We start from the raw sequence: 13,636 nt of genomic DNA, 5'->3' as shown, positions 1-13,636 counted from the left end.
GCCTGTGTTTTTACTACATTAATATCCGTTAAACCGTGATATTGATGTTTTGTCCCAGGTTGCCTACAGGGGATGAAGCCTGTACCTGCTCAACCGATTGCATAGCACTTTGTACCAGCATGGTCGCCATTTTAGCTTCCTGGTTTTGTTGCTTTTTGGCCATTACGGCCCCCAGTACTTCAAAGCCCTGGTTCGACGCCAAAGCGCCAACGGATTGACTCATAGAACCTCCTTTGCCAATTCCTCAAGACTGTAACGGCCGGGAGATAAATACCTTTAGCGTTTATTTAAAATCTTTTAAGCATAAAAAAATGCCGCCCGTTGCAGCGGGCGGCATTCCAACTTAGCGCGGAGTGACTCATTTCTCCATGTGCGTTAAGAAGCCCGGATCAGCGCAGTTTGCTGCGCCTTAATTTGTGAGTGTGACAACGCCGGTACCGGCAAAGTATTGCCGCTGGCTGTTGCCGGTTTTAATGAACGCACCGGCCGGGTGGGGCCTGTTTTCACTAAACCTTTAAACATGGGTTCGGGTTTGGTAACCGTTTTGCCTAAGCGGGCGGCAATAGCGGCCTGAATATCGGCGGCAGTATAACCGGCTTTTATTTTCATCCGCAGATAAGGCACACCGGCGGCATCTAAAGCGCCGTTAACGAACCAATCCGGCACCGCTTTGTGGCCCTCTTTACTACTGTTATTTACCAAATCTAATACCGCTATAACACTGAAATCTTGTGGGTCGCATAACACAAAGTCCAAATACTTGGCATTTAGCTTTTGCATGGTGCTGACGCGGGTTTTATCGCTGGTGCCATTTTTTAACTCCATTACGTCGGCCAGCCGCACCCTGTTTATAACTTTGTAGTCATCCGCCACGGCTTTTTCCAGCAGTTGCATAAAAGAACGTTCTACCGGACTAAATAAGCTGCCTCTTTTCTGCAGCGGAAAAGGGTTACCGCTGTCAATAAAACGGCTGGCTACCATCGCGACCACTATTACCAAAAGTAAAATTAATAGCAGGACAAACTCCATGCGCACCTCCGACAGAAAATTGACCCGGTGTCTGACACACCACAACACTGTGATAGTTAAAGCATAAGTTGTGCCAACATTAGGGGTGTTATGCGGGGTTGAGTATTTATGCTGCGAATGGCAGGCATTGCTTGCATTGATACATTTTATAATTGAAAGCGCTTATAGTTACCGGGTATCCCTGATCCCGGGTTGCTGTATTGGCCGCCAGGGTATTAGCAGCAAAAAGGACAGACTTATGACAACAAGCATCAGCCGTGCCGGTTTAACGATTAACGCGCCGTTACATGATGGCTATGACAGCATTCTGACGGAACAGGCCTGTGCCTTACTGGTTGAACTAACCCGTGAGTTTCGCCCGCGCTTAACTGCATTGTTAGCGGCCCGCCAGGCCACACAGCAGCGTTTTGATGAAGGCACCTTGCCGGATTTTCTGCCGCAAACTGCCAATATTCGCCAGTCTGACTGGCAGGTAGCAGCGATACCGGCGGATTTGCAGGATCGAAGGGTGGAAATTACCGGCCCGGTCGACCGTAAGATGATTATTAATGCGTTAAATGCTGATGTAAAAGTGTTTATGGCCGACTTTGAAGACTCGCAGGCGCCCAGCTGGGCCGGCGTTATCGAGGGGCAGATTAACCTGCGCGACGCTAACCTGGGCACTATCAGCTATACCGATCCGCAAAACGGCAAACACTATGCATTGGCTGACAAGCCGGCCCTGTTAATTGCGCGGGTGCGGGGTTTGCATTTGTGGGAAAAACATTTGCTGGTAGATGGCGAGCAAATTCCGGGGTCGCTGGTCGATTTTGCGCTGTATTTCCTGCACAACTACCAAACCCGCTTAGCCAATGGCAGCGGTGTGTACTATTACCTGCCGAAACTGCAAAGCCATTTGGAAGCCAAATGGTGGGATGATGTGTTTCGTTACACCGAGCAAAAGTTCAGCCAAAAAATTGGCACCATTCGCGCTACTGTGTTAATTGAAACCCTGCCGGCCGTGTTTGAGATGGACGAAATTTTGTATATGCTGCGCGATCACATAGTGGCGCTTAACTGCGGCCGTTGGGATTATATTTTCAGCTATATCAAAACGTTAAAAAATCATGCTGACCGTGTACTGCCGGACCGGCAGGTAGTTACCATGAAACAACCGTTTTTAAATGCCTACTCGCGCTTGCTGGTAAAAACCTGTCATAAACGCGGTGCTTTGGCAATGGGTGGCATGGCGGCCTTTATACCGGCCAAAGACGCTGAACAAAACGCAGCTATTCTGGCCAAAGTAACCGCAGATAAAGAGCTGGAAGCAGTTAACGGCCACGACGGTACCTGGGTCGCGCACCCGGGGCTTGCAGCTACCGCCAATGCGGTATTTGCTAAGTATCTGCCTGGTGGCAAGCAGAATCAGCTGGATATCAGCCGCGCAGAAGATGAAGACATTACCGCAGCACAGTTGCTGGAACCCTGTGACGGTGAGCGCACGGAGGAGGGCATGCGCACCAATATTCGCGTGGCGCTGCAATATATTGCCGCCTGGATCAGTGGCAAAGGCTGTGTGCCGATTTATGGTTTGATGGAAGATGCTGCTACGGCGGAGATTTCGCGTACGTCGATTTGGCAGTGGATTAAACACGGTAAAAGCTTAAGCAACGGCAAGCTGATTACCAAAACCCTATTTGCTTCTATGTTAGAAGAAGAGGCAAAAGTGGTGCGGGCAGAAGTAGGTGAAACGCTATGGGCAGAGCAAAATTTTGCCAAAGCGCAAACTTTACTGCTTGATATCACGACTTCTGATCAGCTGGTAGATTTCCTGACCCTGCCGGCTTATCAGTTACTTGATTAACCTGAGTAAACCACCAATGCAAAAGGCGCTGACTTGCTGACAGCGCCTTTTTTTAGTTCAGCTCATCTGCAGTTTCAACAATCAGCCGGCGGAACCAGATATGACTGGCATCCTGATGCAGTAACGGGCTCCAAATCATCTTCAGCTCAATCGACGGTATGGCAAATGGCGGGTCCATAATGGCCATAGTAGTGTCGTTCTCGTACAACTTAGCAGCGCGGCTGGGCAGGGTGGCAATTAAATCTATGCCTACCGCCAGGTGCATCGCCACATGGTAGTTACGGGTAAATACCGAGATGCTGCGCTGCTTACCCAGCTTGGCGAGGGCTTCATCTACCCAGCCCAGCTTTTGCACGTCTTTCGGGTCCATACCTACGCCGACACCAAAGCCGGTTTTACTCACCCAAATATGCTGTGCTTTTAAGTAACTGTCTAAATTAAAGTTTTTCAGTACCGGGTTTTGTGCATTGATCAAACAGGAGAAACTGTCGCGCCATACTGTTTTCTGGTGAAACGACTGCGGCAACTGATCAAAGCGGTTAATCGCCATATCCACCTTGCCGTTTTCAACATCATGAAAGGTCACATCGGATGGCGTCATGATATCCAGGCTGGTATGCGGGGCTTGTACACGCATCTTTTTCAGCAGCGCCGGGATTAAGGTTGAAGCGGCATAGTCACTGGCCATAATGCGAAATACGCGTTGGCTGTGCAGCGGCTCAAAGTCTTTATTCGGCTGCAGTGTTTCTTCCAGCGTTAGTAATACGCCGCGTACTATTGGTGCAAGTTCACGCGCGCGCTCGGTCGGTACCATGCCATCTGAGGTGCGTACTAAGATTGGATCGTTGAGTAAATCGCGCAGCCGCTTTAAACCATTACTCATCGCCGGCTGGGTAATGTTCAGCTGGTTGGCCGCGCGGGTAACATTTTTCTCGCGCAGCAGTACGTCCAGGTACACCAGCAGGTTCAAATCCATCTTATTAATATTCATTAGTTAAATAGCCCGGCAATTTTTCATAACTAAACTGAATCATAGCATTAGCCACCAGGCCAGCGTCAAGCCTGGTTTGGTATTAATGCTATGAATGGCCGGCATCACAAAAATCACCTTTATGAATTATCAAAATGAAACCTATAGTGTAAGGCAACAGGTAACACATCAGCCTGGGAACAGTCAGCGTCCGGCAAGCCGGGCAATAAGCAACAAGAGGATACTGCTATGTCAGCTTACCAAGATGCAATACAACAAATCGCGCAGTTACGTCAGCAAAACGGCGACGCATGGAGTGCGATAAACCCGGAGTCTGCCGCCAGAATGCGGGCGCAGAACCGTTTTCATACCGGGCTGGACATTGCCAAATATACCGCCAAAATTATGCGCGCTGATATGGCAGCCTATGATGCTGACAGCAGCCAATACACCCAATCGTTAGGTTGCTGGCATGGCTTTGTAGGCCAGCAAAAACTGATCGCCATCAAGAAACATTTCGGCACTACCAAAAGAAAATACCTGTACTTGTCCGGCTGGATGATAGCGGCACTGCGTTCTGAGTTTGGCCCGTTACCGGATCAATCAATGCATGAGAAAACCGCCGTGCCGGCGTTAATCGAAGAGCTGTATACCTTTTTAAAGCAAGCCGATGCCCGTGAGTTAGGCGGCTTGTTCCGTGAGCTGGATGCCGCTAAAGCCGCCGGTGACAGCGCCAAAGCCGCTGCAGTGCAAAGCAAAATTGATAACTTTGAAACCCATGTCGTGCCGATTATTGCCGATATCGACGCCGGCTTTGGCAACGAAGAAGCCACTTATTTACTGGCGAAGAAAATGATTGAAGCCGGTGCCTGTGCTATTCAGATTGAAAACCAGGTATCGGATGAAAAACAATGTGGTCACCAGGACGGTAAGGTTACTGTGCCACACGCTGACTTTTTGGCGAAAATTAACGCTGTGCGTTACGCCTTTTTAGAGCTGGGCGTGGACGACGGTATTATCGTTGCCCGTACCGACTCGTTAGGTGCCGGTTTAACCAAACAAATTGCTGTTACCAACAAGCCCGGCGATTTGGGAGACTTATACAATAGTTTCCTGGACGGCGACGTTATCAGCGGTGCCGATGATATTGCCAACGGTGACGTAGTAGTAAAAGCCAATGGTAAGCTGTTAAAGCCAAAACGCCTGGCCAGTGGTTTATTCCAGTTTAAGCAGGGCAGTGGCGTTGACCGTGTGGTGCTGGACTGTATTACCTCATTGCAGCATGGCGCCGATTTACTGTGGATTGAGACGGAAAAGCCGCATGTCGGCCAGATTGCTGAAATGGTAAACCGCATCCGCGAAGTAGTGCCCAATGCCAAGCTGGTGTACAACAACAGCCCCAGCTTTAACTGGACACTGAATTTCCGCCAGCAGGTATTTGATGCGTGGAAAACTGCCGGTAAAGATGTATCAGCTTATGATCGCGCGCTGCTGATGAGTGCCGATTACGATGCGACAGAGCTGGCGCTGGAAGCGGATAACCGCATCCGTACCTTCCAGGCTGACGCGGCGCGTGAGGCCGGTATTTTCCATCACCTGATCACCTTGCCAACTTACCATACTGCGGCGTTGTCTACCGATAACCTGGCAAAAGAGTACTTTGGTGCGGCTGGTATGCTGGGGTATGTTGAGGGTGTACAACGCAAAGAAATTCGTCAGGGTATTGCCTGTGTTAAACACCAGAATATGTCCGGCTCTGATGTTGGTGATGACCATAAAGAATACTTCTCCGGCGAGGCTGCATTAAAAGCCGGTGGCGCGCATAACACTATGAATCAGTTTTAACTTTTTAGTGTTAAGTGTTGAGTTAAGTTTAGTTTTACACTACGTGGTCAGGTAACTGACAGTTTGGGCAGCCTTGTGCTGCCCTTTTTTATTGATTTTTTCATAAAAAATTCATCGCCGCTTTATTTTTATACAATTTATTTGCAATAGTGTAATGGCACTGTTGGCTGTTCGGCCGGCAGTTTTTCAGCCACAGGACAAACAGCATGAAAAAAATTACGATCTTGTCGGGTCTGCTTGCTACCCTCAGTATAACGGCGCAGGCCACGGTGCTTAACGGCGGTTTTGAGCAGTGGAGCGCTAACCTGCCGGATAGCTGGAGCCTGATTGACAGCGGTATTACGCTGACACCATCCACCGGTATTAAACTGAGCGGCAACAGCGCGGCGGCCATCAGCGTTAACACTACTGACCAGGCCAATACCGACTTGCGCCAACTGGTCAGCGTTACGGCCGGCCAAACCTATAACTTCAGTACCGCGGTATATCATACAGAAGGCAATGTCAGAGCCAGGCTATATGTTAACGGCTACCAGGGGTACTCCAATGAGCAACTAACCGGACAGTGGCAAACGTTGAGTTACAGCTATACCGCTGGCAGCAGCGGTAATATCGAAATTGGTCTGCGCTTTTATGATGTAGCCGGTTTTGATGGTGCAGAGCTGGTGTATGTTGACCAGTTTGAACCTGCCACAACTGAGGCACCACCGCCAACCGGCTGTGCCAATACCAGCGTAGACTTTGTGCTGAACACCGATAACTATGGTGCTGAAACCAGTTGGCAGTTGGTATCAAATGTCAGCGGTACTGTGTACAGCGGCGACGGCTATGCCGCTAACAGCAGTTACACTGAGCAGTGGTGCCTGGCAGATGCTGACTACACCTTTAGCATTTTTGACAGCTACGGTGATGGCATTTGTTGCAGCTATGGCAATGGCAGCTATAGCCTGACTTTAGGTGGTCAGCCGGTGTTTAGCGGCGGTGCTTTTGCCAGCCAGCAAAGCCACAGCTTTACATTGGGCAGCACGGGCGGTGGCGGTGATTTAGGCAGCTACTATGCAGATGCTGCCGGCTTAACCGGCTACAACCTGAAAACCGCACTGCATAATATTATTAAAACCCATACGGCGCAGGGCTACAGTGCAATTTGGGGCTTTTATAATGTTTACGAGCTGGATAACTACTATGAGAATGACGGTTCCATTTTAGATATTTACTCTGAAAAGCCATCTGCAAGCGACAGCTATGTCTATGCTGCCGGTAGTGATCAGTGTGGCAACTATAGTAAAGAAGGTGATTGTTACAATCGGGAACACAGTTTTCCGCGCAGCTGGTTTGGCGGTGCAATAGAGCCAATGAACTCGGATATCCACCATATATTCGCCACCGATGGTTTCGTCAATGCCAAACGCGGCAGTTATCCGTTTGGTGAAGTGGGCAGTGCCAGTTTTACCTCAAGCAATGGCAGCAAACTTGGCAGTGCCGCTGCGGGCACCGGTTACAGTGGCGTAGTATTTGAACCGATAGATGAGTTTAAAGGCGATATAGCACGGGCATATTTTTATATGGCAACGCGTTATCAGCATCAGTTGGCTAACTGGCAGAATAACAGCAGTGAAGCCAATGCGGCGCTAAATGGCAGCACCACTCAGGTATTTGAAAGTTGGCTGTTGCAGCTGTTAAAGCAGTGGCATCAGCAGGACCCGGTTAGCCAGAAAGAGCGCGATCGTAACGATGCAGCTTATCAATATCAGGGCAACCGTAATCCCTTTATCGATCACCCGCAATTTGTCAGTGCCATTTGGGGCAATTAAAATCAGAAACGCCGGTTTGCGCCGGCGTTTTACCTTAACAACTAATGCTTAGTAGCGTTGCTTCATGTACCTCAGCACCTCCTGATATTTTTCCTGCATTTGACCGATATATTCGTTATTTCTTTTTTACTCATCTTTTGCTGCAAATTATCCGCTATAAATGAATGTCCTCGGCTGTTTATCAAGTTGCAGGTATAGTTGATTATGAACTTTTGCTGAATGTAAGCGTTTTATTCATGTGAATTAGACGGATATAAGGATAGTTATTATGGCTGTATGGTGTAAAAAAGTGGCCGCTGTGCTTGTCGCAGTTATGTTGTTAGGGGGCTGTTCGTCTGACGATGATGTTGTGGCAAATGCCGGCGAAGACGTTAGCCTGAAAGAGCGACGCTCAGTGCAAATCAAAGCCAGCTCTGCCGGTGGCGAGGGAGAATTGACGGTTAGCTGGTCTCAGGTATCAGGGCCCGACGTGGTCTTTTCAGCCGTGGATACGTTGTCGCCGACGATAACCGCCCCATCGGTAAATACTGACAGTGTCGCTGTGTTAAGGCTATCGGTAACCGACGCCAAAGGGCAGACGGCAACGGATGATGTCACTGTTACTCTTTTAAATAACCTCCTGCCGCAGTTAAGTGCTGAACCTGATGCGATAGCCGAGAAAGCAGATATCTCATTAACAGCCCCGCTTACTGATGACGGCGAGATTACTGCTGTTAGTTGGCAGCAAACAGCAGGGCCAACTGTAGCCTTAACCGGAAGCGACACTGATACGGTTAGTTTCACTACACCAGCAGTTACAGAGCTTACTTCGCTTAGCTTTATGCTAACGGTGACCGATGATGATGATGAAACTGCCGAATTAGAGCTAACGGTCGATATTGCACCTGCATTGGTAGCGTTTACGCTGGAAGGGCAGGTTAGCGGTGCTGATTTCAGTGGGGCTGAGGCTGTTTTGAGCGGTGCGGCGTTGCCGGCAACTGCTGTAGTGGATGCAAATGGTGCTTTTGTAATTGAAATGGAACTAGATGATGACCTGATTGACAGCGTAGTGGCTGTAGAGGTGACATCAGTTGCCAACAGTCGCGTAAAATACAGTGCTGTTTATTCCGGTTTTGCTGTGGCAGAAGTAGTTTCTGTAGCTTCCGTAAAAAGCAGGCCTGCAGATACTCAAGTCAATGTGGCAGCAGATGGCTCTAACACTGTGTCGGTGACAGCTGTATCCACCGCGCTGTACTCTTTATTAGTTAGCGCCAATAACGGAGTGGTGCCGGCGAATATCAACGATCTGACCTTCATAGAAAAATCTATTGATGCTGATGAATTGGCTGAAGCTGCAGCCGTTGTAAAAATTCTTACTGACAACCCTGATGTTGCTCTGCCGGACGGAACTACAGATATAGTAGCGCTGCTGGCCAATATTAGTGCTTACAACACTTTGGTTACGCAAATTGAAGCACAGCAGCCTGGCTTAATTGAAGAGACCATCGCGGCGATTGTCGCAGACCCGGCATTAACACCACCGGTAACTGCTGATGCAATTGCACCATTGTACTTTCGCACCTATGCCGCTGCGCCGGGCTTTTTATCCCGCGGTGGTGAGCGTTGGCAGTTTAATGAGGATGGCACAGGTTCACATGCAATCAGTAGAGGTGAATCTACTTTTGAATGGGAGCTGATAAACGGCAAAATCAGCATTGATTATATTACTGCAGCTTCAAGTTTCACCAGCTTTGTGGGGGTAGCAGTTGGATCTGCAGGCCTGACTCAACAGCAAGTTGATTGGTTAACTGCTGATAATATTTCTCAGGTTGCAGTTATGTATTATATCGATTCGGTTGAGTTATCCAGAGTTGCACAAGGCCAACTCATTGATACATACCGTCAAGCAGGTATACAAAGGCGTGAAGTTGTACCTGTGCAAACGAGCCAGGGTTTAGTTGAGGCTTCAGATACGATTGAGTTTAGCAGCAACGTTTTGATGCGTAAGCAGAATAGCTCTGAGTTAGCTTTTGCTGCAGAGCAAATGGCCGGAACCTGGGCAATTAACACCTACTATACGCAAAACCTGCCATTCCAAAATGGTGATGTGACCGATTTTTATCTGGATCCGCTGCTGTTTAATGCTAACGGAACCGGTTTGGGAACTGCCACCGACAGAACCTTCAATTGGCAGGTAACTGATGGCCAGCTATTCCTTGCGATATCAGATGGCACTGCTGTTAAACTGGAAATTATTGACCAGTCCGGTACAGACTTGCAGGTGTTTACGACTGTGTATAATGCAGACGATAACATTATTGCTGCTGAGGCAGAGTATGCCTTTAAAACCGATGTTAATGTTGATGCAAGCTTGTTGGTCAATGCTGAAGAACAATATTGGCAAACGATGATTAACTCCTGGACTAAAGAAAGCTGGGATAACGGCCGGTTATTATTTTGTCCGGGGGATCCTGATTGCAGTGACATAGAAAACGTCTTTTCTCCATTTTTTGGTTGGCAACTTAACGCTGACAATAGCGGTAACCGGGTAATTTCCCCATTTCCGTTGACAGATTTTCCACCGGCGTTTAACCCGAAAGTGAACACGCCACCATTAAGCTGGCAGCTCAATGGCGATAACGGCATGACATTATTTTACGAGCCTTTACAGCAACAGCGTGAATGGACAGTGTTAAAATTGGAAGATGGCTTGTTGGGGCGTCGTTTATATGTCAGAGAGGAGTCATTCCGTGACGGTGCGCTGATAATCGCCGGCCGTATTGGTATGTATGAAGAGATTGATTACGAATATTGGAATGATACTGCGCCGCAAAATGTGGTGAGCAGTCAGGCACTAAAAGCTAAGTCGACTGCACGTAAAGTGCTTAAGTCAAGCAAAGCTCAATCTGCCGGGATTTAACTAAAGGTACGACCGGAGCATAACGTTGTGCTCCGGTCGCTCAGCTCCGTGTTTAGTAGCGCTGCTTCACGTAAGTCACTACTTCCTGATATTTTTCCTGCATTTGGCGGATATACTCGTTGATAACCGACCAATCACTTTCTTCTGCAGCTTTTTCCAGCTTCAAGGCATCGGCGGACAAACTGAGGGCGCCGACGCTTTTTGCTACCGACTTAAACTGATGCGCAATGGAGCGAGCTGTACTGCGATCTTGTTGCTCTGCGCTGTTGCTCAGGTTGGTTAACAGTTCAGCGGCATGTTTGACGAAATAGTTCAGGTATTCTTCGTGTTTGGCCGGGTCATTGCCAAGGAAATTGGCGATGGTGGTAAAACAAATCGGTGAGCTATTCTGGCCGTTGTCGCTACCGGCCGGCGCAGCTTTTTTATCATTTTGCGGGTGGGGCAGCCAACGCGTTAACATCAGTTCCAGCGTGGCCAGCTCTATCGGTTTGGTAATATAACCGTCCATGCCAATACTCAGGCACTTTTGCTCTTCACCTTTGAGTGCGTTGGCAGTTACCGCGATAATGCGGGTAAACTCTGCGCCTTCGCTCAGGTGCAGGCTTTCTTTACGTATCGCGCTTGCCAGATCATAGCCGCTCATGTTCGGCATATGTAGATCAGTCAACAGCAACGGGTAGTGGTAGCGGCGCCATTTTTCCAGTGCTATGGCACCGTCGTCGGCGACTTCTACAGCATAACCAAGGGCGTTGAGCTGGTCGACAATCACCCGTTGATTCATCAGGTTATCTTCGGCCAGTAACACCAGCCGGCGTTGTTTACGTGCTTGCTCAATCGACGGCGCTGCGGCAGTTGCGGTTTTCTCACCGGCGTACACTGGTTTAGCTTTACGTTTGGCTGCAATTAACACTGCATCGTATAAATGGCTTCGGCAAATAGGCGAGCTGTGCAGATAATAGACTTTGTCATTACTGCGCTCCGATAGCTCAACCTGATTGGTAATGACAACAAACTGTACCTGGCTCATGCCCGGCGCTTGTTGCAACTGGTCAATTTCATTGGCAGAAATTTGCTCATAGGTCGCATCCAGCACCCAGACTGCGGCTTGCTTGGGCGGTAGCGGCTTAATTGCAGCCGCTCTGGCCTGCAGCGCCTCGAAGCTGTGCTCTGTGCTAAGCTCGGCACCGGCATAGGCAAAGTACGCCTTTAAGTGCGCCTGGTTATGTGCATCTGTCGTAAACAGACACAGATGAATATCACGTAACAGCTCTTTATCCAGGTAGTGAATTTCGTCTGAGCGGCGCATCGGCACCCGTACTTTAAATTCCGTACCTTTATTCACTTCACTTACAACGTTAATGTCGCCGTACATCAGCGTGGTTAAGCGCTGGCAGATGGATAGGCCCAGTCCGGTGCCGCCAAATTTACGCGTAATGGAGCCTTCTGCTTGATTAAATGGTTGGAATACATAGCTGATCTGACGCTGTGTCATGCCTTTGCCGTTGTCGATAATGCTGAACTGAATTTGGCTGAAATCCATATTCTCTTCCAGCAGTTCAGCTTTAATCACCACCAGACCGGTAGTGTCCGGCGTAGTTTGGGTAAACTTAATCGCATTACCGGCCAGGTTATACAGAATTTGCCGCAGCCGCACGGGGTCGCCCACCAGGCCATCCGGAATGCGCGGGTCGATAAACAGCTTTAAATCAATTTGGCGCTGATACGCTACCGACACCAGAATACGGCCTACCGCTTCAATAATTTCCACCAGTGACAGCGGTATGGTTTCCAGTTCCAGCTTGCCGGCTTCAATTTTAGAGAAATCCAGAATGTCGTCTAAAATGCGCAGCAGTGAGAAAGACGACTCCCGTACGGTATCTGTCATGCGAAACTGCGAGGTAGACAGCTGGGTTTTACGCAGTAAATCTATGGTGCCGATAATACCGTTCATCGGCGTGCGTATTTCGTGGCTCATGGTAGCCAGGAAGGTAGATTTGGCTTCGTTGGCTTTTTCCGCCGTCAGTTTTGCCGTTTCCAAGGCGTCAGTACGCTCTTTAATCCGAGTGTCGACTTCCTGTTTCAGCGTTTTAATATTCTGCTCTGATTCTGCAAGGCCTTGTTGTGCTGCCTCAATTTTGCGAAATAACTGGTTAATATAGCTGCCCAGGGTGCCGTAGCTGTCACGCGCGTGGCTGTCGAGGCTGCTGTTAAATTGATTTTTATCCAGTGCCAGTTTAGTGCCCTGCAGTAAAGGCTTAATACGACGGCTGAAAAAGCCGGAGATGGCAGAGGCAAAGAAGCCGCTGAGCAACAGACCAATTAGCAAACTAATGGCGAAAATGGCCGCGTAAGGCCACAGCGGTTTAAGTTCTAAGCGCTGTACATACACCAGCAAGGCTTTTTGCTGGCCCACGTTTATCAGGTGATGTACTACCAGATAACCCGATTGCTGCACTGCAGTTTCCTGCCAGGCCGGTTGTGGTACAAAGCCCTGCACATTGTTAGTGTTGGCAACCAGTTCTGTGTCGTTGCTGTCGGTAGTGCGGTACAGGTACATAGCTCTGTCGGTGTTGCCATCGCGCGCTTGCGCCAGTATTTGTTCTATAGCACTGTAATCGTTTCGGCGCAGTAAAGGTTGCACTACGCGGCCAACTAACCGGGTATCGGCTGCCAGCCGTTCCAGCTGTTTATTAACCAGGCCCGGCTCAGGTTTATGCCATAGCAGCAACAGTGCAGCCTGGACTAACAACAGTAGCACTGACAATAAAGCCAGGCGTTTAAAAATCGGTTTACTAAACGACGTGTTTTCCATTAGTGATCCAATAATAGCTGCCGACAGCGCAGATTAACACTGATAGCCGGCATTCTAACAACTTTTGCTAAATAAGGTAGCGGCCTGGTTTTTAAGCAAAAAGTAGCCGCATTTTTCAGCCGTGATACAGATCTTGCGGGCTTTTGTTCAACTAATAAGCTAACGCACCTTGTGCACTAAAATATCTGTTGACTTAGGATCGTAAAATCCGTTTAATACGACCCGCGTTGCCCAGATAGCTCAGTCGGTAGAGCAGCGGATTGAAAATCCGCGTGTCCCTGGTTCGATTCCGGGTCTGGGCACCATTAATTTCGGTGCTAAAGTTGTTGTAAAGTATCAAACTTAAATAACTTTTTCCATGTTGTCGCAGCCGCTTTAGCTCAGTTGGTAGAGCAACTGACTTGTAATCAGTAGGTCATCCGTT

8 protein-coding genes and 1 tRNA gene are annotated in these 13,636 nt (G+C 48.8%); 5 read left to right on the top strand and 4 right to left on the bottom strand.

Features of this window, described 5'->3' with window-relative positions:
* Positions 1 to 28: 28 nt before the first annotated feature.
* Together ACTZWV_RS12345 and ACTZWV_RS12340 are read right to left on the bottom strand one after the other, a co-directional pair.
* Positions 29 to 223: a hypothetical protein gene (locus tag ACTZWV_RS12345; RefSeq protein WP_305555012.1), complete on the bottom strand. Its 195-nt coding sequence runs from the start codon at positions 221 to 223 to the stop codon at positions 29 to 31.
* Positions 224 to 375: 152 nt separating this feature from the next.
* Positions 376 to 1,029: a DUF2726 domain-containing protein gene (locus ACTZWV_RS12340; protein ID WP_444786833.1), complete on the bottom strand. Its 654-nt coding sequence runs from the start codon at positions 1,027 to 1,029 to the stop codon at positions 376 to 378.
* 238 nt (positions 1,030 to 1,267) lie between these two features.
* On the opposite strand from ACTZWV_RS12340, the gene aceB reads away from it, so the two are divergent.
* Positions 1,268 to 2,872 carry a malate synthase A gene (aceB, locus tag ACTZWV_RS12335; RefSeq protein WP_444786832.1) on the top strand — a complete coding sequence of 535 codons (1,605 nt, stop codon included), beginning with the start codon at positions 1,268 to 1,270 and terminating at the stop codon, positions 2,870 to 2,872.
* Between the two features lie 52 nt (positions 2,873 to 2,924).
* Here aceB and ACTZWV_RS12330 read toward each other — a convergent pair whose 3' ends face one another.
* Positions 2,925 to 3,863, bottom strand: coding sequence for a LysR family transcriptional regulator (locus ACTZWV_RS12330; RefSeq protein WP_444786831.1), 939 nt, complete (start codon positions 3,861 to 3,863; stop codon positions 2,925 to 2,927).
* A 228-nt stretch (positions 3,864 to 4,091) separates the two neighbouring features.
* Between ACTZWV_RS12330 and ACTZWV_RS12325 the strand changes: the two genes are divergently transcribed.
* The 3 genes from ACTZWV_RS12325 to ACTZWV_RS12315 all read left to right on the top strand — a co-directional run bounded on the left by ACTZWV_RS12325 (position 4,092) and on the right by ACTZWV_RS12315 (position 10,400).
* Positions 4,092 to 5,687, top strand: a complete 1,596-nt coding sequence (locus ACTZWV_RS12325) for an isocitrate lyase (protein WP_444786830.1) — start codon at positions 4,092 to 4,094, stop codon at positions 5,685 to 5,687.
* A 206-nt stretch (positions 5,688 to 5,893) separates the two neighbouring features.
* A complete protein-coding gene (locus ACTZWV_RS12320; protein ID WP_444786829.1) occupies positions 5,894 to 7,501 on the top strand; it encodes an endonuclease in 1,608 nt (535 codons plus the stop codon).
* A gap of 268 nt (positions 7,502 to 7,769) precedes the next feature.
* A complete protein-coding gene (locus tag ACTZWV_RS12315; protein ID WP_444786828.1) occupies positions 7,770 to 10,400 on the top strand; it encodes a PKD domain-containing protein in 2,631 nt (876 codons plus the stop codon).
* Between the two features lie 52 nt (positions 10,401 to 10,452).
* Here ACTZWV_RS12315 and ACTZWV_RS12310 read toward each other — a convergent pair whose 3' ends face one another.
* Complete coding sequence (locus tag ACTZWV_RS12310; RefSeq protein ID WP_444786827.1) at positions 10,453 to 13,212, bottom strand: ATP-binding protein; 2,760 nt, start codon at positions 13,210 to 13,212, stop codon at positions 10,453 to 10,455.
* Positions 13,213 to 13,441: 229 nt separating this feature from the next.
* Here ACTZWV_RS12310 and ACTZWV_RS12305 point away from each other — a divergent pair.
* Positions 13,442 to 13,517, top strand: a tRNA-Phe gene (locus ACTZWV_RS12305).
* Positions 13,518 to 13,636: the final 119 nt, after the last annotated feature.

The organism is Rheinheimera sp. NSM, assembly GCF_052380015.1.
In the GTDB taxonomy this organism is placed as follows: Bacteria; Pseudomonadota; Gammaproteobacteria; order Enterobacterales; family Alteromonadaceae; genus Alishewanella.
This window is presented reverse-complemented; position numbering and strand designations above follow the sequence as displayed.

Bases quoted from the DNA above. Each gene is read 5' to 3' on its own strand.
- aceB (WP_444786832.1), top strand. From the start codon at position 1,268: ATGACAACAAGCATCAGCCGTGCCGGTTTAACGATTAACGCGCCGTTA.
- ACTZWV_RS12330 (WP_444786831.1), bottom strand. From the start codon at position 3,863: ATGAATATTAATAAGATGGATTTGAACCTGCTGGTGTACCTGGACGTA.
- ACTZWV_RS12340 (WP_444786833.1), bottom strand. From the start codon at position 1,029: ATGGAGTTTGTCCTGCTATTAATTTTACTTTTGGTAATAGTGGTCGCG.
- ACTZWV_RS12315 (WP_444786828.1), top strand. From the start codon at position 7,770: ATGGCTGTATGGTGTAAAAAAGTGGCCGCTGTGCTTGTCGCAGTTATG.
- ACTZWV_RS12325 (WP_444786830.1), top strand. From the start codon at position 4,092: ATGTCAGCTTACCAAGATGCAATACAACAAATCGCGCAGTTACGTCAG.
- ACTZWV_RS12320 (WP_444786829.1), top strand. From the start codon at position 5,894: ATGAAAAAAATTACGATCTTGTCGGGTCTGCTTGCTACCCTCAGTATA.
- ACTZWV_RS12345 (WP_305555012.1), bottom strand. From the start codon at position 223: ATGAGTCAATCCGTTGGCGCTTTGGCGTCGAACCAGGGCTTTGAAGTA.
- ACTZWV_RS12310 (WP_444786827.1), bottom strand. From the start codon at position 13,212: ATGGAAAACACGTCGTTTAGTAAACCGATTTTTAAACGCCTGGCTTTA.